The sequence below is a fragment of the Rhodanobacter glycinis genome, assembly GCF_006438785.1.
GTDB classification, from domain to species: domain Bacteria; phylum Pseudomonadota; class Gammaproteobacteria; order Xanthomonadales; family Rhodanobacteraceae; genus Rhodanobacter; species Rhodanobacter glycinis_A.
Genome location: NZ_RCZB01000007.1, coordinates 66,008 through 86,185 on the forward strand (window position 1 = coordinate 66,008; position 20,178 = coordinate 86,185).

22 protein-coding genes are annotated in these 20,178 nt (G+C 64.6%); 9 read left to right on the top strand and 13 right to left on the bottom strand.

What is annotated here, in order from left to right; translation table 11 throughout:
- Positions 1–35 precede the first annotated feature (35 nt).
- From EAH75_RS18295 to EAH75_RS18315, 5 genes are all read right to left on the bottom strand, one after another.
- Entirely contained in the window at positions 36–911 is an 876-nt protein-coding gene (locus EAH75_RS18295) for a pirin family protein (protein WP_140806461.1), read from the bottom strand.
- A gap of 16 nt (positions 912–927) precedes the next feature.
- The gene (locus tag EAH75_RS18300) at positions 928–1,998 is read right to left on the bottom strand and encodes an NADH:flavin oxidoreductase/NADH oxidase (RefSeq protein WP_140806462.1); all 1,071 of its coding nucleotides are present in this window, start codon (positions 1,996–1,998) and stop codon (positions 928–930) included.
- Positions 1,999–2,055: 57 nt separating this feature from the next.
- Positions 2,056–2,961, bottom strand: coding sequence for an alpha/beta hydrolase family protein (locus EAH75_RS18305; protein WP_140806463.1), 906 nt, complete (start codon positions 2,959–2,961; stop codon positions 2,056–2,058).
- Positions 2,962–3,074: 113 nt separating this feature from the next.
- Complete coding sequence (locus tag EAH75_RS18310) at positions 3,075–3,284, bottom strand: cold-shock protein (RefSeq protein WP_007507924.1); 210 nt, start codon at positions 3,282–3,284, stop codon at positions 3,075–3,077.
- A gap of 254 nt (positions 3,285–3,538) precedes the next feature.
- Complete coding sequence (locus EAH75_RS18315) at positions 3,539–3,748, bottom strand: cold-shock protein (protein ID WP_140654429.1); 210 nt, start codon at positions 3,746–3,748, stop codon at positions 3,539–3,541.
- 338 nt (positions 3,749–4,086) lie between these two features.
- Between EAH75_RS18315 and EAH75_RS18320 the strand changes: the two genes are divergently transcribed.
- On the top strand, positions 4,087–4,545 hold the full coding sequence (locus EAH75_RS18320; RefSeq protein ID WP_140806464.1) for a hypothetical protein: 459 nt from the start codon (positions 4,087–4,089) through the stop codon (positions 4,543–4,545).
- Between the two features lie 60 nt (positions 4,546–4,605).
- Here EAH75_RS18320 and EAH75_RS18325 read toward each other — a convergent pair whose 3' ends face one another.
- Positions 4,606–5,844: a winged helix-turn-helix domain-containing protein gene (locus EAH75_RS18325; protein WP_140806466.1), complete on the bottom strand. Its 1,239-nt coding sequence runs from the start codon at positions 5,842–5,844 to the stop codon at positions 4,606–4,608.
- 177 nt (positions 5,845–6,021) lie between these two features.
- Between EAH75_RS18325 and EAH75_RS18330 the strand changes: the two genes are divergently transcribed.
- Together EAH75_RS18330 and EAH75_RS18335 are read left to right on the top strand one after the other, a co-directional pair.
- Positions 6,022–6,492, top strand: a complete 471-nt coding sequence (locus tag EAH75_RS18330) for a hypothetical protein (RefSeq protein WP_140806467.1) — start codon at positions 6,022–6,024, stop codon at positions 6,490–6,492.
- A 139-nt stretch (positions 6,493–6,631) separates the two neighbouring features.
- Positions 6,632–7,723: a phospholipase A gene (locus EAH75_RS18335; protein ID WP_140806468.1), complete on the top strand. Its 1,092-nt coding sequence runs from the start codon at positions 6,632–6,634 to the stop codon at positions 7,721–7,723.
- An 81-nt stretch (positions 7,724–7,804) separates the two neighbouring features.
- On the opposite strand, the gene EAH75_RS18340 is transcribed toward EAH75_RS18335, so the two are convergent.
- Positions 7,805–8,287 carry an FKBP-type peptidyl-prolyl cis-trans isomerase gene (locus EAH75_RS18340; RefSeq protein ID WP_140806469.1) on the bottom strand — a complete coding sequence of 161 codons (483 nt, stop codon included), beginning with the start codon at positions 8,285–8,287 and terminating at the stop codon, positions 7,805–7,807.
- 116 nt (positions 8,288–8,403) lie between these two features.
- On the opposite strand from EAH75_RS18340, the gene dacB reads away from it, so the two are divergent.
- Positions 8,404–9,945, top strand: coding sequence for a D-alanyl-D-alanine carboxypeptidase/D-alanyl-D-alanine endopeptidase (gene dacB / locus EAH75_RS18345; RefSeq protein WP_140806470.1), 1,542 nt, complete (start codon positions 8,404–8,406; stop codon positions 9,943–9,945).
- A gap of 19 nt (positions 9,946–9,964) precedes the next feature.
- Here dacB and EAH75_RS18350 read toward each other — a convergent pair whose 3' ends face one another.
- On the bottom strand, positions 9,965–10,450 hold the full coding sequence (locus EAH75_RS18350) for a glutathione peroxidase (RefSeq protein ID WP_140654444.1): 486 nt from the start codon (positions 10,448–10,450) through the stop codon (positions 9,965–9,967).
- A gap of 100 nt (positions 10,451–10,550) precedes the next feature.
- Between EAH75_RS18350 and EAH75_RS18355 the strand changes: the two genes are divergently transcribed.
- From EAH75_RS18355 to EAH75_RS18365, 3 genes are all read left to right on the top strand, one after another.
- Positions 10,551–11,561 carry a methionine ABC transporter ATP-binding protein gene (locus EAH75_RS18355; protein WP_140806512.1) on the top strand — a complete coding sequence of 337 codons (1,011 nt, stop codon included), beginning with the start codon at positions 10,551–10,553 and terminating at the stop codon, positions 11,559–11,561.
- Complete coding sequence (locus EAH75_RS18360) at positions 11,558–12,235, top strand: methionine ABC transporter permease (protein ID WP_140654446.1); 678 nt, start codon at positions 11,558–11,560, stop codon at positions 12,233–12,235. Before EAH75_RS18355 ends, EAH75_RS18360 begins: the two co-directional genes overlap by 4 nt.
- Positions 12,236–12,462: 227 nt before the next feature.
- Complete coding sequence (locus EAH75_RS18365) at positions 12,463–13,260, top strand: MetQ/NlpA family ABC transporter substrate-binding protein (RefSeq protein ID WP_140806471.1); 798 nt, start codon at positions 12,463–12,465, stop codon at positions 13,258–13,260.
- 30 nt (positions 13,261–13,290) lie between these two features.
- Here EAH75_RS18365 and pncB read toward each other — a convergent pair whose 3' ends face one another.
- Positions 13,291–14,478, bottom strand: a complete 1,188-nt coding sequence (gene pncB, locus EAH75_RS18370; protein ID WP_140654450.1) for a nicotinate phosphoribosyltransferase — start codon at positions 14,476–14,478, stop codon at positions 13,291–13,293.
- Positions 14,479–14,987: 509 nt separating this feature from the next.
- On the opposite strand from pncB, the gene EAH75_RS18375 reads away from it, so the two are divergent.
- The gene (locus EAH75_RS18375) at positions 14,988–15,800 is read left to right on the top strand and encodes a cytochrome c (RefSeq protein WP_140654452.1); all 813 of its coding nucleotides are present in this window, start codon (positions 14,988–14,990) and stop codon (positions 15,798–15,800) included.
- A gap of 36 nt (positions 15,801–15,836) precedes the next feature.
- Here EAH75_RS18375 and EAH75_RS18380 read toward each other — a convergent pair whose 3' ends face one another.
- The 4 genes from EAH75_RS18380 to EAH75_RS18395 form a co-directional block, all read right to left on the bottom strand.
- Positions 15,837–16,853 carry an aminopeptidase gene (locus EAH75_RS18380; protein ID WP_140806513.1) on the bottom strand — a complete coding sequence of 339 codons (1,017 nt, stop codon included), beginning with the start codon at positions 16,851–16,853 and terminating at the stop codon, positions 15,837–15,839.
- A gap of 85 nt (positions 16,854–16,938) precedes the next feature.
- Positions 16,939–17,421, bottom strand: a complete 483-nt coding sequence (locus EAH75_RS18385; RefSeq protein ID WP_140654455.1) for a hypothetical protein — start codon at positions 17,419–17,421, stop codon at positions 16,939–16,941.
- 136 nt (positions 17,422–17,557) lie between these two features.
- Positions 17,558–18,397, bottom strand: a complete 840-nt coding sequence (locus tag EAH75_RS18390) for a histone H1-like repetitive region-containing protein (RefSeq protein WP_241668992.1) — start codon at positions 18,395–18,397, stop codon at positions 17,558–17,560.
- Between the two features lie 66 nt (positions 18,398–18,463).
- On the bottom strand, positions 18,464–19,072 hold the full coding sequence (locus EAH75_RS18395; RefSeq protein WP_140654457.1) for a rhomboid family intramembrane serine protease: 609 nt from the start codon (positions 19,070–19,072) through the stop codon (positions 18,464–18,466).
- A 206-nt stretch (positions 19,073–19,278) separates the two neighbouring features.
- Between EAH75_RS18395 and EAH75_RS18400 the strand changes: the two genes are divergently transcribed.
- Positions 19,279–20,157: a PhzF family phenazine biosynthesis protein gene (locus tag EAH75_RS18400; protein ID WP_140654459.1), complete on the top strand. Its 879-nt coding sequence runs from the start codon at positions 19,279–19,281 to the stop codon at positions 20,155–20,157.
- Positions 20,158–20,178 lie beyond the last annotated feature (21 nt).

The window sequence follows — 20,178 nt, forward strand, 5'->3', positions numbered from 1 at the left end:
AGCCGGGCCTGATCGAGCCCGGCCGGCGGACACGGCTAGGGCGGCAGCGGGATGAATTCGTCCTCGTCACCCGGCACCTTCGGCAGCCGCTGCGCCAGCCAGTCGGCCTTGGCCTGCTCGATCCGTTCGCGCGTGCTGGCAACAAAGTTCCACCACAGGTGGCGTTCGCCATCCAGCGGCGCGCCACCGAACAGCATCAGCCGGCTCGCTTCATGCGCCCGCAACGTTGGTGCCGATGCGCCAGCCTGCACCGCCATCTGGGCGGCGCCGATTTCCAGGCTGCCCCAGCTGACCGCACCTTCGACCACGTGCACGCCGCGTTCGGCATGCTCCTGCGGCAACGCCAGTTCCGCACCGGCGGCCAGCGATACCTCCAGGAAGAACATCGGCGCGAACACCTTCACCGGCGAACGCTCGCCGTAGGCACTGCCGGCAATCAGCACGGCCTCCACTCCCGGCTGCCGGATCTGCGGCAGCGCGTCGCGATCGTGGTGATGGAATTCCGGATCCACCTCGGCATCGGCCTGCGGCAGCGCCACCCAGACCTGGATGCCGTGCAGCTTGTGGCCGTCCTGACGCTCCTCCGGCGGGGTGCGCTCGGAGTGCACGATGCCGTGACCGGAAGTCATCCAGTTCACCTCGCCGGGGCGGATGTCGGCCAGGCTGCCCAGGCTGTCGCGATGACGGATCGCGCCGTCGAACAACCAGGTCACCGTGGCCAGGCCGATATGCGGGTGCGGGCGCACGTCCATGCCCTTGCCGGCGGAAAACGTCGTCGGCCCGATGTGGTCGAAGAACACGAACGGGCCAACATGACGCGTCAGCAGTACCGGCAACATGCGTCGCACCATGAAACCGTCGCCCAGATCATGCACGCGGGCGTCGGCAATCAGCGTCGGGTTGGCTTCCATCACGCGCTCCTTCGATTCACCAGGCCCGCTGATATTGCACGGGCGCATCGATCTGCGCACCCAGCAATTGCGCCGCCCGGCGCGGAAAATAGGGATCGCGCAGACTTTCACGGGCGATCAGCACCACATCGGCCTCGCCGTTGGCGACGATGGCTGCGGCCTGTTCGGCTTCGGTGATCATGCCCACCGCGCCAGTGGCGATCCCGGCCTCATGCCGGATGCGTGCCGCAAACGGCACCTGGTAGCCCGGCGCCAGCGGAATCTTCACGTGCGGCAGCAAACCACCGCTGGAAACGTCGATCAGGTCCACGCCGAGCGGCTTCACCTGCTGCGCCAGCTGCACGCTCTGTTCGACATCCCAGCCCCGCGGACCATCCGCCGGCGCCCAGTCGGTGGCCGAGACGCGCAGCCACAGCGGCAACTCGGCCGGCCATACCTCGCGCACCGCGGAGACGATCTCGCGCACGAGGCGGCTGCGGTTGTCGAAACTGCCGCCGTAACGATCGCTGCGCTGGTTGCTCAGCGGCGACAGGAACTGATGCATCAAGTAGCCATGCGCCGCGTGCAGCTCGATCAATTCGAAACCGGCCGCCAACGCGCGCTGCGCGGTCGCGCGGAAATCCGCGATCACGCCCGCGATGCCGGCTTCGTCCAGTGCCTGCGGCGTCTGCCAGCCTTCGTCGAACGGCAACGCCGACGGTGCCACGGTCTGCCAGTCACCCTGCCCGGCCGGCACCGGGCCGTGTCCGTCCCACGGCCGCAACGTGCTGGCCTTGCGCCCGGCATGCGCGAGTTGCACGCCAGCGACCGCACCCTGCGACTTGATGAACCGGGTGATCGGCTGCCATGCCTCGACCTGGTCCTGATTCCACAAGCCGGCGTCCTGCGGCGAGATGCGGCCCTGCGCGGATACCGCGGTGGCCTCGGCGATCACCGCGCCCGCGCCACCCACCGCGCGGCTGCCCAGGTGCACCATGTGCCAGTCGTTCGGCACGCCATCGATGGCCGAGTACTCGCACATCGGCGACACGACCAGGCGATTGCGCAGGCTGAGGCTGCGCTGGGGAAACGGGTCGAACAGGTTCATCGGGGGGTCCGGCGAGGTGGGGTTGGCCCACCGAGATGCAGGCGGACGTCCATCGAATCAAGCATCGGTGTCGCTGCGTGCGGTGAACGCGGTGTCGTGTGCGGCGATCCAGGTGGCGATGCGCGCGGCGATCGGCGCCGGCACTTTCATCCAGCCAAAATGATCGGCCGGGCCGCCCAGATCCTGCGGCGTGATGACGTCCACGCTGCGCTCGCCCGGCCCCAGCTTGCCCAGCAACCACTCCAGCGATGCCGGCGGCCCGAGCCAGTCGTCGCGCAGGCGCAAGGCCAGCGACGGCAACTGCAGCGATGCCAGTTGCTGTTCGAAATCCTGTGCCATGCCGACCGCTGCATAGCGTCCGGTGCGGCCTGTGCGCGCCCAGTCGTCGATCACTCCGCGTGCTTCGTTGCCACCGAAACCGATCCGCCGCCCCGGCAGATGACCCAGCAACCCTGCCAGCAACGGGGCCAGCGCATAGGCTGCACCAATCAACCAGCCATGGCGGAAGCGGCGCCAGTACGGCGCGCCACTGGCCACCAGCACCAGGCCGGCAAGCTCGGTCGGATGCAGGCTGGCATACAGCGAACCCATCTGGCCGCCCAGGCTGTGCCCGCCCAGCCAGCAAGCCGCCTGCGGCCAGCGCTCACGCACCGCGGCCATGCCGGCAGGCAGATCCTGCTGTAGCAGCTCGCGATAGCCCCAGTTGCAAGTGCGGCTCGCCCGCCGGTCGCTGGATCCGATGCCGCGCCACTCGTGCACGACCATCGCCACACCGTGCGCCGCCAGCGCTTCGGCCAACGGCAGGTAATGCCTCGCCGGTATGCCCATCGCCGGCACCCAGTACAGCAGCTGGCGCCAGCTGCCACCGGGCTGAATGCCCAGCAATTCGAAACGGGAGCCATCGACGAGGGCCACCGGAAACACTGACGCCTCGATTGCGGCCATCGCCGGCGGCACGGGCATGGACGCAGTTTCAACGGAATGGTCAGACATCCGGACAGGCTAGCGAATTGACGCGGCCACTACAAAAAAAGAGGCCGGCATGTGCCGGCCTCTTCAAGGGATTCCCCACCGTATCAAACGGGAGTGACGTCCTCGGCTTGCAAGCCCTTCTGGCCATCGACGACCTTGAAGCTCACTTTCTGCCCTTCCTGCAGACTTTTGAAACCCGAGCCGGTGATGGCGCGGAAATGCACAAACACGTCAGGGCCATTTTCGCGGCTGATGAAGCCGAAACCCTTGGCGTCGTTGAACCACTTGACTGTACCTACTTCACGATCCGACATGACTCACTCCGATCCTATCCAGGCGCTGAGACAAACCGGCCCCAACGGGCCGACGGCTTACTGAGCATGCGAAGGTCAGGTGCAACGGGCCGATTCAGGAAATCCCCCGGCACCCATGTGGCCAAGCAGACGCAGTGAAGCCAGCATAACGGATTTGAGGCACGCAAGTGATTTGTCAAGCCCGCTCCATTGACCCTCGTCCGGGCATCAAAAAACCGGGCATCGCTGCCCGGTTTCCTTGCGGCGCACAATGATCAGGCGGCGGTTACTTCATCGGCCTGCAGGCCCTTCTGGCCCTGCACCACCTTGAAGGAAACCTGCTGGCCTTCCTGCAGGCTCTTGAAGCCGCCGCCGGTAATGGCACGGAAATGCACGAAGACATCCGGGCCATTGTCGCGGGCGATGAAACCAAAACCCTTGGCATCGTTGAACCACTTGACGGTACCCATCTGACGGTCAGACATATTGATCACTCCACAGGTTTATAGACTCGGCCTCCGCACTGCGGCCGGCCGGCTTACTGGTAAGCAAGGAAACCCCCTGGGGTGAACGATGAGGCAGATCGCGGATCGGCTCTGCATCGGGCCACAAACTATGCTGGCCCCGGCAAACACAGTGGGCAGATCATAACGGCACGGTTGAGCGGAACGGAATGGGGCCACTCAACGGTTTTCGTCGATATGGCAGCAAATTCAGATTTCCTTGACCTCATAACCTGTCTAGTGTGGACAAATACGCCGATCCGCTACTGCCAGGCCACTTCGGCCCGGTGGCATGATCGCCAAGTTGAGGAGCGCTGATAATGCCTACCCTGTCCCGTTTGACTCCGGCTCTCGTGATCGCCGGCCTGCTGCTGGCCGGCTGCGCCCACCAACAGCCCACCACGCGCACGTCGAGCAGCTCGACCACGACTACCTCGCCTGCGACCCGAACCAGCAGCGCGACCCGCGGGGAGCATGCCGCGGCTACCGGCAACAAGACCGTCGACAATGCCAACCTGCCCGACAACACCGGCATCGCCGCCTGCGACGACTACCTGTCCAGCTATCTTGCCTGCCATCGTGCGGCGGCCATCTATGCGCCCGATCAGCTGCAATCCCGCTACCAGGCGATGCGCACCAGCCTGCTGAGCGATTCGCAGAATCCGGATATCCGCCCGCAGCTGGCGGCGCGTTGCAACTCGCTGGCCACTCAATTGCGCCAGGCCCTGCATGGCAAGTCATGCGCGGAAAACCCGGTGCCGGCCGGCAGTACACCCTGATTCGCACCGCGTGACCGGAGCGACCCGGCCGGCCGCGAACTCACCTGCGGCCGACCGCATTTATCGGCTGGCGTTCAAGGCCGCCCGCAGCGGTTTCATCAAGGTCGCCGGCTGGGTTCGTTCCAGCCGGATATCCGGTGTGCCGTGCCAACCCGCCGTGTCGGCGATCACCTTGGCCAGCGCCTGTACCAGGCCCGCGTCGGGCGTCACGCCCGGCTCCAGGAAGAGTGCCTTGACCTCGAACACTCCATCCGCGCGATGGGCCTTGGCATCGAGTCGGCCGACCAGTCGGCCACGATGCAGGATCGGCAGCACGAAGTAGCCATAGCGTCGCTTCGCCGCCGGGGTATAGCACTCGATCGTGTATTCGAAATCGAACATCGCCAGCGCCCGCGCGCGATCCCACACCAGCGGATCGAACGGTGACAGCAGCGCGGTATGGGTGGCGCGCAGGCGCCCGCGCATTGCCTTGGCCAATACGTCGGCGTGGTCGCGGTGCACGTAGCCCGGCGTGGCCCAGCCTTGCACCGGCACCGCCAGCAATTCACCGGTGAGCAGCAGCGGGGCCAGTTCGCGATCGGTAACTTTGGGCTTCAGCCGAAAGTAGTCGGCGATCCAGCACGCCTGGGTCACCCCCAAGGCGCGCACGCTGTCGACGATGGCGCGATGCCGCAACTCTGCCGCGGTGAGTGCGTCGGCGGCGTCATCGAAGGGTGGATCGAGCCGGGCCAGCACGTGTTCGGCCAGGTCGTAGACCCGCTGGAAATTGTCGCGCCGCGCCACCATCAGCTCACCCAGCGCGAACCAGGCTTCCAGCCAGCGCTTCTCCGGCTTCCATTCCCACCAGCCCGGCTTGCTCGCGCCTTGCGTGCGCGCGAAGTCGGCCGCACGCACCGGGCCGGACGCACGGATGCCGGCCAGCAATGTATCCATGTCGGCACGTTGCTCGCGATGCATGCGCGCCGCATTCCGATGCGCCCAGTGATGCATGCGCTGATCGTGTCCGCCGCGATGCCACGCGATGTCGGCGGCGCTGACGAAACACGCCTCGTGTGCCCAGCACTCCGCCAGCCGACCCTGCGCGAGTGCCTCGTCGAGCCACGCCATCGGGTAGCCGCCAAGTCGCGCGTGCAGTACCAGATAGGGGCTGCGCGCCACTACATGGATGGTGTCGATCTGCAGCAGACGCATGCGTTCGATCATCGCCACCACGTCATCGCGACGCGGACGCCGCCGCAGCGGCTGCAACAGACCCTGAGCCGCCAGCTGCATCAGGCGCGCCTGCGCGAGGCTCAGCACGCGAGGATCACCTGAAGCGTGGCCCAACGACACGGCAGCTTCACGGCTTGGTGACCAAGATATTGAGCCGGCATTTACAAAGCCCCTGTTAGCGTAATCCCGAGTTGGGCAACCGGTGACGAAAGCCTCGCCTGGCCGACCCATCCGCACAAACTATTCTGGCATGGAGTATTGATGATGAAATCTCACAAGCCGTTGTTGTCCGCATTCGCCGTTGGCGCGCTGATGTTCGCCGGTACGCTGATCGCGCAGGACGTACCGCCACCGCCCGCGCCGGCCATGCCGGCAGCTCCCGCCACGTCACCCGTTCCTGCGGCACCGATGCCGCCCGCCGAGCCGATGCCTTCGTCCGCGCCGGCTGCGCCGATGCCCTCCAGCGAACCGATGCCTGCGCCCGCGGCCGGCGCTGCGGGTCAGACGAGCTATCAGACGCCGCAGGGTGAAGTCGTGGTGCGCAGTGTTCCGGCACCCGCTCCCACGATCGGGCCGGCACCGGCCTTCGAGCAACTGTCCGGCGGTGGCAAGTCGATCACTGCCGACCAGGCAGTTGCGTATCCGCCGCTGGCCAACGATTTCATCCACGCCGACAGCAACCGCAACGGCACGGTCAGCAAGACTGAATACGCCAACTGGACAAAACAGCTCTGACTGTCTGCCTCATCAAGCCGGCCCTGATCCCCATCAGGGCCGGCTGGCATGCGCCGGGTTCGGCAATGTCATCTCCATCCAACCGGGGCGCGTGGCCTAGACTCCCGCCTCGATCGTCTGCCCGGGAAACCTGCTCCTGATGAAGCCTCACTCCGTTGCCCTGCCGCTGGCGCTGGCCGCCGGCCTGCTCGCCCCTTCCGTTCATGCGCAAAATCCCGACCCCACCGATATCCGCGCCTGTACCGCGATCGAAAGCGATGCGCAGCGGCTGGCCTGTTACGACCACTCCACCGGCCGGGTGAACCTGCCGATCGCGCAGAAGCGGGTCGATACCGAAACCGCCACACCAAGCATCTTCAGCCGCGATCGGAAGGAGACGACGGCCGCCGTGGAACCCAACACGGAAGTGGCCCTGCCGCTGTCATTGCTCGACAGCCGCTGGGAGCTGACTTCGGAAAGCAAGCTGGGCACCTTCAACGTCCGCGGCTACAAGCCGGTGTATGTGTTGCCGGTGTTCGCCACCAGCAACCAGAACAAGCAGCCGTCCAGCCCCAACCCGGACAACACCGTGCCGCGGGGCGAGCAACTGGACAACGTCGAGGCGAAATTCCAGCTCAGCCTGAAGACCAAGGTCTGGCAGGGCGTCTTCGGCAATACCGGCGACCTGTGGGTCGGCTACACCCAATCGTCGCGCTGGCAGGTCTACAACGCCGAACAGTCGCGTCCGTTTCGCGAAACCGACTACGAACCCGAGGCGATGCTGGTGTTCGACACCAACTATCACCTGTTCGGCTGGTCTGGCCGGATGCTCGGCATCGGCATCGATCACCAGTCCAACGGGCGCGACAACCCGCAATCGCGCAGCTGGAACCGGGTGATCGCGAACGTCGGTTTCGAGCGCAACGGCTGGACCGTGATGATCAGGCCGTGGTGGCGCATCCCCGAATCGCGCAGCACCGACGACAATCCCGACATCAGCAATTACATGGGGCGTGGTGAAGTGCAGATCGTGCACGAATGGCACGGCCAGGAATTCGGGCTGATGCTGCGCGACTCGTTCCGCGGCGGCAGCCGCCAGCACGGCGCGGCCAAGTTCAGCTGGAGCTTCCCGCTTGCCGGCAACCTGCGCGGCTACGCCGAGGTCTTCAAGGGCTACGGCGAAAGCCTGATCGATTACAACCACAATGCCACCTATGCCGGCTTGGGCATCTCGCTGCTCGAGTGGTATTGAGATAACCGCATGCACGAAGGCCCGGTGATGCGACATCACCGGGCCTTCGCCTTTCCGGGTGGAGCGATCGCGCCGCAGTGATCAGTGGTGATGGCCACCGGCGCCATGCACGTGGCCGTGCGCCAGCTCTTCTTCGCTGGCAGTACGCACGTCGGTCACTTCGATGGCGAAGTGCAAGGTCTTGCCGGCGAGCGGGTGATTGCCGTCGATGAACACCTTGTCGTCCTCGACCTTGGTGACGGTGACGTTGATCTCGCCCTGCGGGCCACGGCCCTGGAACTGCATGCCGGGCTGGATATCCTCCACGCCCTGGAAGGCTTCACGCGGCACTTCCTGCATCAGTTCGGCGTGGTGCACGCCATAGCCCTCTTCGGGGGTCACATCGGCATTGAACTTGTCGCCGACCGTGCGGCCTTCCATCTGCTTTTCCAGACCCGGCACGATCTGGCCGCTGCCATGCAGGTAGGTCAGTGGCTCGCGACCTTCGGAGCTGTCGATGACCTGACCCTGGTCATCGGTCAGCGTGTAGTGGAAGGCAGCAACGGAGTTCTGGGCAATCTGCATGAAGATCTCGCGAATAGGTTCAAGTCCGCCGGCCAGGTGCCGACACGAACGCGCAAGATTACCAGAACACGGCAGAACGCCCTGCAGGTTGCGGCGGAATTGGCGATACTGCGGCCATGATCCCGTTGCCACGTCGTTGCCCGTATCGCTTTTCCGTCTGCGCGCCGATCATCGCCGTCTGCCTGCTCGCCGTGTCGATGCCGGCAGCCGCGGCAGCGCTGGCGACACCCGGCGCCAGCACCGTCGCCGGGTTGATGGCACAGATCGATGCCCGGATTGGCCAGCCGCGCTTCGCCGCGGCCAGCTGGGGCATTGCCGTGGTTTCGCTCGACAGTGGCCGCGCGCTGTACACGCACCGCGCCGACCAGTTGCTGCAGCCCGCCTCCACGGCGAAGTTGTTCACCGCCGCGCTGAGCCTCTCCGCGCTGGGCACGGACTATCGGATACCAACCCGGTTGCTTGCCGACGGCCGTATCGTGAATGGACGTCTGAACGGCTCGCTGATCCTGCAGGGCATGGGCGATCCCACGCTCGGCACCGCCGGCAGCGGCGACTGGGCCGAGCAACTGGCCAGCCAGGCAGCCGCGCGCGGCGTGCGCTTCGTGCGCGGCGACCTGATCGCCGACGACAGCTACTTCGCGGGGCCATCGTTTGGCAGCGGCTGGGAGGCTGGCGATCTGCAGAGCTGGTTTGCGGTGCCGTCCTCCGCCCTGAGCGTGCAGGAGAACATCGTCAACGTCACGGTGAGTCCGGGGCGGACGCCCGGCCGCCCGGCCCGGCTGGATTTTTCCCCTGCCGAGGCCAGACCCGACCTGGTCAGACAGCTGGTCACCAGCGCGGCCGGCACGCCAAATGACATCAACCTGTACCGTGCCCCGGGCGACGACACGCTGCATGCCTTCGGCAGCATCGCCGCTGACTCCACGGCGCAGCATTTCAAGCTGGCGATGGTGGATCCCGCGCTGGTGGCCGGCATGCAGTTGCGGCAGGCGTTGAAACATCGCGGCATCCACCTCGCTGGCAAACTGCGTGTCGTCCATTGGCCGCAAGGCGGTTCGGCATCGCACGCCTCGGCCGGCATGCTCGGTGAAGTACTTTCACCAGCGCTGCGGGACATCCTGCAGCAAGGCCTCAAACGCTCGCAAAATCTGTATCTGCAGAATTTGCTGCTGAGCGTCGGTGCGCGTGATCAGGCCATCCCCACGACCGGCTTCAGCAACACCGAAAGCCGCGGCATCATGGCCCTGCGGCAACTGCTGGCAGAGATCGGGATTCCGGCATCGGCGAGCCTGATCGATGAAGGCACCGGGTTGTCACGCCGCAATCTGGTCACGCCGAACGCACTGGTTCGCCTGCTCGTCTACCTGGCGGCACAGCCGTATGCGGACGTAGTGCGCGAGGCGCTGCCGGTCGCCGGAGTCGACGGCACCCTGATCGGCCACATGCGCCGCACCGCCGCCGAAAACAATGTGCGTGCGAAGTCCGGAAGCATGGCCTACGTGCACTGCCTGGCCGGCTATGTCACCACGGCAGCGGGCGAACGGCTGGCGTTCGCGATCATGCTGAACAATTACGATCGACCGGACGATGCACCCAGCATCGGCAGCGATGTGGATGAGATCGCGGTGTTGCTGGCGAACTATCGCGGCCGCGAATGAGCAAGGCCGCTTCGGGACATCAGCCGCCCAGCCGGGCCAGCGTGTCCTTGCCGATTTTTTCCGGCGTGTCGGTGGAGGCGTAGCGCTTCACCACCTGGCCGTCCGCGTCGACCAGGAATTTGGTGAAGTTCCACTTGATCGACTCGCTGCCGAGGATGCCCTTGCCCTCGCTCTTCAGCCACTTGTACAGCGGGTCGGCGTGTTCGCCGTTCACCTCGACCTTGGCGAACATCGGGAAGGTCACGTCGTACTGCGTGTTGCAGAACGTCCTGATCTCGGCCTCGTCGCCAGGCTCCTGGTGACCGAACTGGTTGCAGGGAAACCCCATCACCACCAGGCCCTGGTCGCGCTGGTCCTGCCACAGGTTTTCCAGACCCTGGTACTGCGGAGTGAAACCGCACTTGGAAGCCACGTTGACGATCAACAGCGTCTTTCCGCGCCATTCGGCGAGCGAACGCGGGTTGCCATCGATATCGCGAACGGTGAAATCGTAAACGCTGGACATGACGGGCTCCGTCTTGATGGATCAATCCAGCAGCATACGCCATCGCCGGTCCCGACCGTGGCATAGAATGAGGCTTTCGCCTGAAGGCCATATCTCCGCCGTGATCCGCTTCGTCGATGTCCACAAGTCCTACCGTGTCGACGGCAGGGACATCCCCGCGCTGCAGCCCTTCAGCCTCGACATCGCCGATGGCGAGGTATTCGGCATCATCGGCTTGTCAGGTGCCGGCAAGTCGACGCTTATACGGCTGGTCAACCTGCTCGAACGGCCCAGCGGCGGCACCATCTTCGTCGGCGATACCGAAATGACGGCGCTGGCCGAACCCGCATTGCGCGCACAGCGCCGGCGCATCGGCATGATCTTCCAGCACTTCAACCTGCTCGCCTCGCAGACCGTGGCGGACAACGTCGCGTTTCCGATGCGGCTGGCCGGTGAACACAGCGCGTCTGTCCTGCGCGCCCGCGTCGATGAACTGCTGGCGCGTGTCGGCCTGAGTACGCACGCCGACAAGTACCCCTCGCAGCTTTCCGGGGGCCAGAAGCAGCGTGTCGGCATTGCCCGCGCGCTGGCCAACCGGCCATCGATCCTGCTGTGCGACGAGGCCACCAGCGCGCTCGATCCGCAGACCACTGCTTCGGTGCTGGAACTGCTGGCCGAGATCAACCGCGAGCTTGAACTCACCATCGTGCTGATCACCCACGAGATGGACGTGGTGCGCCGCGTCTGCGACCGCGTGGCAGTGCTCGATGCCGGCGTCATCGTGGAGCGCGGCGCGGTGGCCGACGTGTTCCTGCACCCACAGCACGACACCACGCGACGCTTCGTCAACGAGGCGCTGCCGGAAGAGGCGGCGAGTGAACTGGCGCCGTTCGCGCAAGTGCCCGGCCGCATCCTGCGACTGAGTTTCCGCGGCGATACCACGCTGACCCCGGCACTGGGCCGTGTGGCGCGCGACACCGGCATCGACTTCAACATCCTCGCCGGGCGCATCGACCGCATCAAGAACCTGCCATACGGCCAGCTCACGCTGGCGGTCCAGGGCGAGCGCGTGGATGTCGCCATGGCCGCATTGCGCGAAGCGGGCATCGAGATCGAGGAGTTGCCCCGATGAACCCGCTGCAGAAACTGCTCCCCAACATCGACGACTGGGGCGAGATCGGACGCGCCTGCATCGACACCTTGCTGATGCTGGGTGGCTCGCTGCTGCTCACCGTGCTGATCGGCCTGCCGCTGGGCGTGCTGCTTTACCTCACCGGCAAGGGCCAGCTCCGGCCGATGCCCAAGCTCTATGCGGTGACTTCGCTGCTGGTGAATATCCTGCGCTCCGTGCCGTTCATCATCCTGATGATCGTGCTGATGCCGGTGACGTATTTTCTGGTCGGCACCAAGCTAGGCATCCGCGGCGCGATCCCGCCGCTGGTGATCGGCGCCGCGCCGTTCTTTGCGCGGCTGGTGGAAACCGCATTGCGCGAAGTGCAGCAAGGCGTGATCGAGGCTAGCCAGGCGATGGGCGCCAGCCTGTGGCAGATCGTGCGCCACGTGCTGCTGCCGGAAGCGCGCGGCGGCCTGTTCGCCGGCATCACGGTTACCGCGATCGCACTGGTCGGTTACACCGCGATGGGTGGTGCGATCGGCTCCGGCGGCCTTGGCGACCTGGCCTATCGCTACGGCTACCTCAGTTACAAGTCCGACTACATGCTGGTCACCGTGGTGCTGCTGATCGTGCTGGTACAGCTGTTGCAGATGCTCGGCGACCGTATCGTGACGCGTTATAAGCGGCACTGATTTGGTTATTTGCGTTTGGCGGTATAGGCGGCCTACTTTGATTGGCCGCCCATGAGAATCACCGCCATGAGATTGCTGCTAGCTGCCATCGCCGCCATCTTGGCCCTGCTCCTGCTGGCCGGCTATGCCGCGCCAAAGGCCTGACGGATTACAGGCAGTGCCGACCCCCTGTTTGTGTTTGGCAGTATAGACGTCTTATTATTGTGCGCCGCACAAGTGAATCCGCCATGAGACTGCTGCTAGCCACCCTTGCCACTACGCTGACCCTGCTCTTGCTGACGGGCTGTTCTGCGCCGCAAGAGGACAGCCAGACGCTCCGCGTGGCTGCCACCGCGATCCCGCACGCGGAAATCCTCAAGCAGGCCAAGCCGCCGCTGGCGAAGGAAGGCGTGGATCTGCAGATCAAGGTGTTCGCCGACTACGTGCAGCCGAACACGCAGTTGGCGGAAAAGAACATCGACCTGAACTACTTCCAGACCAAGCCCTACCTGGACGCGTTCAACCGCGAACGCGGTACCCATCTCGTCATCATTACCGGCGTGCACATCGAACCGTTCGGCGCGTATTCGCACAAGCTCAAGAACATCGACCAACTGCCCGATGGTGCCAGCGTGACCCTGCCGAACGATCCCAGCAACAACAGCCGCGCGTTGCTGCTGCTGGCGAAGCATGGCCTGATCACGTTGAAGGACCCGAACAATGAACTGTCCACGCTGAAGGACATCACTGCGAATCCAAAGCACCTGAAGTTTCGCGAGCTGGAAGCGGCAATGCTGCCGCGCACGCTGGACGAGGTGGACCTGGCCCTGATCAACACCAACTACGCGCTGGCTGCCGGCCTGAATCCAACGAAAGACGCGCTGCTTATCGAGGACAGGAATTCGCCGTACGTGAACTATCTGGTCGGCCGCCCCGACAACCAGAACGACCCGCGCGTGCAGAAACTGGCCAAGGTACTCAACGGTCCGGAGATCAGGGCATTCATCGAACAGAAGTATCACGGCGCCGTGCTGCCGGTGTTCTGACGCGCTGCCCGCATGGCCTGCAGGCGAGTATCAAAGCCCCTGCGTGGCGGGTATCTCGAACACCTGGCGCAGATAGGCCACATACGCCGGGTCCTCGCACATGTTCTTGCCCGGCGAGTCGCTGAGCTTGGCCACCGGCTGCCCGTTGCAGCGGATCATCTTGATCACGATGTTGAGCGGCACCGGTCCCACGTCATTGGTGAGGTTGGTGCCGACGCCGAACGCGAGCAGACAGCGCTCGCGGAAGTGCGCGTACAACTGCATCACCTTGGGAATGTCGAGGCCATCGCTGAATACCAGCACCTTGCTGCGCGGATCGACCCGGTTGGCGCCGTAGTGCGCCAGCACCTTCTCGCCCCATTCGAACGGATCGCCGGAGTCATGCCGGGTGCCGTCGAACAGCTTGCAGAAGTACATGTCGAAATCACGCAGGAACGCGCTGAGTCCGTACACATCCGACAACGCAATACCGAGATCGCCGCGGTATTCCTTCGCCCACGCCTCCAGCGCCGCCACCTGCGAATCGCGCAGACGCGGACCCAGCGCCTGGTGTGCCTGCAGGTATTCGTGCGCCAACGTGCCCAGCGGGGTCAGGTTGAGCTTGCGTGCCAGCCACACATTGCTGGTGCCGGCCAGCTGCATGCCCAGCTCATTGCGCAGCGTGGTCACCACTTCCTCGTGCCATGCGCGTGAATAGCGCCGCCGCGTGCCGTAGTCGGCGATCCTGCAACCGGCGTAGCCCGGGGTATCGCGCAGCAATGCGATCTTCTTGCGCAGTCGCTGGCGCCCCTCGGTCAGGTCGAGGCCGCCACTGGTGTTGCGAAAATACACCTCGTTGATGATCGCCAGCAGCGGCACCTCGAACAGGATCGTGTGCAACCACGGCCCGCGGATGTGGATATCGATCTCGCCATTGCCCGCCACCGCCGGCGCGATTTCCACATACTTCTCGTTGAGCTGGAACAGGCCCAGAAAATCGACGAAGTCGCTCTTGATGAAGCGCCAGGTGCGCAGGTAGTCCAGTTCGTCCGGCGTGAAGCGCAACTGACACAGCGCAGCCAGCTCGGCACGAATCTCGCCGATGTACGGCACCAGGTCGATGCCCGGATTGCGGCACTTGAAACGGTACTCGACATGCGCGGCCGGATACTGGTGCAGCACCACCTGCATCATCGAGAACTTGTACAGGTCGGTATCGAGCAGCGAGTCGATGATCATCAGTTGCTCAAGCGGAATGGGAAAATGCGCGCCAGCCATTATCCATGGCCTGGCGCATCCTGCGCGAACCACTGCACCTGCTGCGCGCAAAAAAAAACCTCATCAGCCAGGGGAGGACAGATGAGGTTTGTCAGGCGGCCTCCAGGGGAGGAAAGACCAGCCCCTCAGTGACACGATGATCTGTGCCACTTCTTGTCGCCATCACGGCGATGCGTAGGCTTAGTGTGGCCGGTACCTTGTGAGTTCAATGTGCATGCCGGCATGTGTTCAGCTCGCCGACAGGATGAGCCGTCGCACGCCAGGCGGTACGCGGCGACATCGGACCGATGTTCATCAGCTCGGAAATCAAGGCCAGTGCATCGTCGCCGTGCCTTCCTGGCGCTTGGTGATCGCGCGCTTCGGTGCCACCATCGATCCGCCCGATCTCGATTTCCGGGCCTGATGCAGCTCACCCCCCAACGTGATCGGCACAGACCGAAATGCCGCCCGCCACCTTTGCGGAATTCATCATGAAACTGCTGTTGCGCTGCTGTCTGTCGCTGCTTGGCTTGCCCATCTTCGCGCACGCCGCCGAACTCACGGTCGACCTGGGCCACGGCGTCATCACGTATCGCACCGAGATGCTGCTGCAACGGCGTGACGTGCGCACGATCAGCGTGGCGGACGATGTGGCCTTCCATCGCACCATGCAATACCGCGCCGTACCGCTGGCCGCGTTGCTCAAGGGCCTCGACGCCAGCGATCATCTGCAGTTCGTCGCCGGTGACGGTTTTGCCGCCGAGATCCCCGCCGCACTCATCCTGAACCGTCACGGCAGCGAAGCGTGGCTGGCCATCGAGGATCCCGCCAAGCCATGGCCTGCCCTGAGCAAGCACCGCGACAGCGCCGGACCGTTCTATATCGTGTGGACGCAGCCGCAGGCCGCCCAGGTGAACCCGGAACAATGGCCGTATCAGCTGGCGGCAATCCATCGGCTGAGTGATGTTGCCGAACGGTTCCCGGCGATCGTTCCCGATCGCGCGCTGGCGGCCGACAGCCTGGTGCAACGCGGCTTCGTGGTATTCCAGCGCACCTGTTTCGCCTGCCACACACTCAACGGCGAAGGCGATGCGAAACTCGGGCCGGATCTCAATCTCCCGCATAACCCCACCGAATACCTGCGCGCCGACTTGCTGCGCGCGTTCATCCGCGACCCGCAATCGCTGCGTCGCTGGCCGCAGGCGAAGATGCAGGGGTTCGACGCGCAGGCGCTTTCAGATGCCGATCTGGACGCGGTGCTGGCCTATCTGCGCCACATGGCGGAGCGCAAAACCGGGCATTGACGGCAGGCATGGTTTCCGGACCGGCGCTGCACCCTGTCAGGGGTGATTCTTCAACCAAGCCTGCAGCGATCGTTCGCGCTGCTGCTTCGGCTCGCGCGCCAGTTCACGCACACGTGCATGAAATGCCGGCCAGTCGCGCCCGGCGCGCTCGAACAGCATGGCGAAGGCCGGCACCCACTGGTCGTACAGGCCGAACGGCAACAATCGTGCGTTGTTGATCGGCGTCGCCACCCATGCGTCGTAACGGTGGTCGCCAGGCCAGTCACGTGCGCGCCACTGCGCGTAGCGGAGGCGGAACGCCGCGATCTCTTGCTGCTTGCCAGCTTCCATCGCGGCCTCATCCACGCCGCTGGCGTACAGGGTCCGCAGGCGTGCGCGCAAATCCAGCACCAGCCGGGTGAAGCCGTCATCCATCGCCTGTCTACGGCCGTCCTGCGGCGGCAACCCGCGCGACCGACGCCACTCGCGCAGGCCCTCGTTCTGCACGAAGGTGGCGAAGGATTCGTTGAACGCCGTATCGCCCTTCACGTAAATCAGTTGATGCGCCAGCTCGTGGAAGATCGTGCTATCCAGCTCGTCGTTGTCCCAGCGCAGCATGCTTGAGAGGATCGGATCGGCAAACCAGCCGAGGGTGGAATATGCCGGCACGCCACCGATCCACACATCGTCGCCGCGCGCCTGCATCCGCGCCGCATCGGCCCTCGCCTCAGCCTCGCTGAACCAGCCGCGATAGGCGACGCAGCCGGTCACCGGAAAACATTGTGGCACCGCGTTCACCGAGTAGCGCGGCGTGGCAAACACGTTCCACACCACGTACGACCGATGCAGGTCGACGTAACCGGTGTAACTGCGATTGTCCGGCAACCCCAGCCGTTGCGAGGCGAACCGACGCGCCTGCTGCGCTTGCCGCAGGCGCGCGGCGAGCGCCGGATCGGTCGCCGGGTCGCGCAGCAGCTCGCTCACCGCGCGTCGGTGGGCGATCAGCTTGCCCTGCCCGTGCGCAGCTTGCGCGTAATAGCGCAGGCTGCTGCAGGCGCACAGCAAAAGGCCCACCGCCGCGATGACGATGAGCCTGGGAATGCAGATGCGTGATGACACGAACCGGAGCCGGGACATGCAGCCGATTGTGCCTCAAGCGTCAATCACGGTGATCCCTGTCGCCGCCTCGACCGCGACCACCACCGCGAGAACTGTTGTTGCCGCCACGTCCATGGTCACCGGATTGCTGCCCCTGTCCGTGACTCGAATGGCCTTGAGAGCCGTTGCCGCCATGGCTTCGGCCATCACCATCGCCGTGCCCCTGCCACTGGCCGGCATGGCTGCGGTAATCGCGGTGCCCGCGATAGTCGTCATGGTGATAACGCGAGCCGCCGTACCAGCCACTGCTGATGCCCACACTCACGCCCGGTGAGTAGCCGTAGTAACCGCTGCCGTAATAGCCGCTGCCGTAATAACCATCGTAGTAGTTCGGCGCCGCATAGTAGGCATTGCCACCCTGGCCATAATAGGCATCACCGCTGTAGCCGGAGCCACGCACATAGCTATAGCCCGGATCGTAATAACAACCCGAAAGTGCTGAAGCAGCAGCGATCAGGGCAAGACTGGCCAACAGGCGTTTCATGATCCGTCTCCACAGGGTGACGGCGCCACGCTAGGACTCGATGCTTGAACGCGTCATGAGTTTCCAGCGCATGGCTGGCTGGCGTTTACCTGCCAGCCATGTGCGGGGTGCTGCAAGGCACCGCGGCGGAAGCACCTCAGTCCTTGCGCTTGGCCTGTTCGCCGCGCTGGGGCGCCAGCACACGGCCATCGCCACCCTCGCCAGCCCCTTCGGCCGACATCGTCGAGTGCATCTCGGCGCCATTCGAGCTCGGATGGGGCGGATTGGCGTCAGGCCAGCTCGGCCCCTGCCGTACGCGCTCCTGCTTGGCTTCAAGCAACGCCTGAATCTTCGCCACCGCATCTTCCTGACTGATGTGGTGGATCGGTGCTTCCAGGGGGGCACGCTTGCGTACGGCGGGTTTGTTCGCGCCGGAAACCGCCTTTGACGCCGCCTTGCCGTTGGCGGCAGATGTCGGCAATGGCTTCTTCGGCGCCACGGGTGCAGCGGGCTTGCTGGCGACCTTGCGGATGGCTGCGGGCTTTCGTGGCGCAGCCTTCTTCGCGACAACTTCCTTTGTGGCAACTTTCTTCGCGACGGCTTTCTTCGCAACGACTTTCCTTGCAACGATCTTTCTGGTGACAACTTTCTTGGCGACAGCTTTCTTCGTCGCCGGCTTTCTGGTGGTGGCTTTCTTTGCTGTCACTTTCTTCTTCGCAGCAACCTTTTTCGCCGCTGGCCGCTTCAGCGCCGGTTTGCGCGCCGCCGGTTTACTGGCCGACGACTTGCGGACGGCGACCTTCTTCACTGCCGCCTTGCGGGGTGCCGCCTTGGTTGCGCCACGCGCTGCTGCTTTTTTCGCAGGCGCTTTCCTGACGGGTGCTTTCTTTGCCGCGGACTTCTTCGCAGCCGACTTGCGGGTCATAGCCATGCGTTCGTTCTCCTGCGGTGGTCGATGGGACAGGGCCAGTATGCACGCCTGCGGCGTCGCGGGCATCAGACACTGCAGCAAGCATTCATCCTCGACGCGCCGAGACGACGGTGCCGGTTACCGAACGGCAACTCAGCGAAAGCTGGGATGCATCAGCGCATCGAGAAAATGTGGAAGCACCCGATGGTTTACCAGCAAGGTGAAGATCACGCCGTACGCGGCACCCCACAGGTGCGCGCTGTGGTTGACGTTGCCCTGCCCGCGCCGATCCATGTAGATCGAGTAGCCGGTGTACAGCAACGCATAGACGATCGCCGGCATCGGTATCACCAGCACGACGATCTGCTGCCATGGCGCCAGCAGAATGAAAGCAAACAGCACCGCCGATACCGCGCCCGAGGCGCCAAGGCTGCGGTAGTTCGGGTTGGCGCGATTCTTCAGGTAAGTCGGCAGGATCGAGATCACCAGACCGCCGATATAGAACAAGGCGAAGCCGAACGTGCCCAGCGAATTGCTGAAGAACGGCTCCATCGCCCGGCCGAAGAAATACAGCGTGAACATGTTGAACAGCAGGTGGCTGAAATCCGCGTGTACCAAACCATAGGTCACCAGCCGGTGGTATTCGCGCTGCCGGGCGATCGCTGGCGGCCACAGGATCAGGTCGTTCATCAATCGGCTGTTCTTGAATGCCATGAACGAGACGATGCAGGTGATGGCGATGATGATGAGGGTGATCGGCATGAACGGTTCCGTGGCAGGTGCACAAAGCTTGGCATCTTGGCGCGCCGGCTCGTGCTTGTCGACTTCGCGCGCGTACTGCAAACCGCCTGGCAATCGCTTATGCCTCGCCCCTGCGCCGATATTCCGGAAGATCACTGCCCAGAACACCGCTGCACGGCTATGATTCGCCGCTTTATCCGGCCGTTTTCCGCCTGATGGACATATCCATGGCTTTGCTCCGTTACCTGCACTTGGACGTCTTTGCCGCCACGCTTGGCGGTGGCAATCATCTTGGCGTGGTGATCGGCGCTGATGGCTGGAGCACCGCCGCGATGCAGCGCTTCGCGCGCTGGACCGCGCTGGTGGAGACCACCTTCCTGCTGCCGCCGACCGATCCGAAGGCCAGCTATCGCGTGCGCATCTTCACCCCGCACAAGGAGATCCCGTTCGCCGGCCACCCCAGCATCGGCAGCGCGCACGCGGTACTGGAATGTGGCCTGGCCGAACCGCACGATGGCCTGCTATGGCAGGAGTGTGGCGCCGGCGTACTGCCGATTCGCGTGGAAGGCAGCGGCGTCACCCGCGAATTGTTGCTGCAGTCACCCGGCGAACGCATAGTGGCCACCGGCGATGACGCGCATCCGCTGCTGGCCGCGACGCTGACCGGCATCGAATCGGGCTCGCTGCCGCCGGCGCTGATCGATGGCGGGCGGCGCTGGTGGCTGGCCGAAGTGGCGGATGAGGCGAACTTGCGCAGGTGGCAACCCGACCACGCGGCGATCGGCGCACTCGCGCAGGCCAGCGACAGCATGGGGCTGTGCGTGTTCGCGCGCAGCAGTCATCCCGACTATCAACTCGTCGTGCGTGCGTTCCCGGCCGGCGTGGGCATTGTCGAGGATCCCGCCTCCGGTGCCGCCAACGGGCTGATTGCCGCGTATATCGCTCATGCCGAACCGCGCGGCGCACTGGTCCGCGGCTATCAGGTCAGCCAGGGGCGCGAGATCGGCCACGACGCACGGCTGGTCGTGCACATCGACGGCAAGGTGATCTGGGTCGGCGGGCGCAGCCACACCGTGGTCGACGGCACGCTGGACTGGAAGCCATAGCACTCGCCGCGGATGCCAGCT

Bases quoted from the DNA above. Each gene is read 5' to 3' on its own strand.
- EAH75_RS18340 (WP_140806469.1), bottom strand. From the start codon at position 8,287: ATGCAGATTGCCCAGAACTCCGTTGCTGCCTTCCACTACACGCTGACC.
- EAH75_RS18395 (WP_140654457.1), bottom strand. From the start codon at position 19,072: ATGCCGATCACCCTCATCATCATCGCCATCACCTGCATCGTCTCGTTC.
- dacB (WP_140806470.1), top strand. From the start codon at position 8,404: ATGATCCCGTTGCCACGTCGTTGCCCGTATCGCTTTTCCGTCTGCGCG.
- EAH75_RS18310 (WP_007507924.1), bottom strand. From the start codon at position 3,284: ATGTCGGATCGTGAAGTAGGTACAGTCAAGTGGTTCAACGACGCCAAG.
- EAH75_RS18400 (WP_140654459.1), top strand. From the start codon at position 19,279: ATGGCTTTGCTCCGTTACCTGCACTTGGACGTCTTTGCCGCCACGCTT.
- EAH75_RS18320 (WP_140806464.1), top strand. From the start codon at position 4,087: ATGCCTACCCTGTCCCGTTTGACTCCGGCTCTCGTGATCGCCGGCCTG.
- EAH75_RS18335 (WP_140806468.1), top strand. From the start codon at position 6,632: ATGAAGCCTCACTCCGTTGCCCTGCCGCTGGCGCTGGCCGCCGGCCTG.
- EAH75_RS18330 (WP_140806467.1), top strand. From the start codon at position 6,022: ATGAAATCTCACAAGCCGTTGTTGTCCGCATTCGCCGTTGGCGCGCTG.
- EAH75_RS18295 (WP_140806461.1), bottom strand. From the start codon at position 911: ATGGAAGCCAACCCGACGCTGATTGCCGACGCCCGCGTGCATGATCTG.
- EAH75_RS18390 (WP_241668992.1), bottom strand. From the start codon at position 18,397: ATGCCCGCGACGCCGCAGGCGTGCATACTGGCCCTGTCCCATCGACCA.
- EAH75_RS18385 (WP_140654455.1), bottom strand. From the start codon at position 17,421: ATGAAACGCCTGTTGGCCAGTCTTGCCCTGATCGCTGCTGCTTCAGCA.
- EAH75_RS18300 (WP_140806462.1), bottom strand. From the start codon at position 1,998: ATGAACCTGTTCGACCCGTTTCCCCAGCGCAGCCTCAGCCTGCGCAAT.
- pncB (WP_140654450.1), bottom strand. From the start codon at position 14,478: ATGATCATCGACTCGCTGCTCGATACCGACCTGTACAAGTTCTCGATG.
- EAH75_RS18365 (WP_140806471.1), top strand. From the start codon at position 12,463: ATGAGACTGCTGCTAGCCACCCTTGCCACTACGCTGACCCTGCTCTTG.
- EAH75_RS18375 (WP_140654452.1), top strand. From the start codon at position 14,988: ATGAAACTGCTGTTGCGCTGCTGTCTGTCGCTGCTTGGCTTGCCCATC.
- EAH75_RS18305 (WP_140806463.1), bottom strand. From the start codon at position 2,961: ATGCCCGTGCCGCCGGCGATGGCCGCAATCGAGGCGTCAGTGTTTCCG.
- EAH75_RS18350 (WP_140654444.1), bottom strand. From the start codon at position 10,450: ATGTCCAGCGTTTACGATTTCACCGTTCGCGATATCGATGGCAACCCG.
- EAH75_RS18360 (WP_140654446.1), top strand. From the start codon at position 11,558: ATGAACCCGCTGCAGAAACTGCTCCCCAACATCGACGACTGGGGCGAG.
- EAH75_RS18315 (WP_140654429.1), bottom strand. From the start codon at position 3,748: ATGTCTGACCGTCAGATGGGTACCGTCAAGTGGTTCAACGATGCCAAG.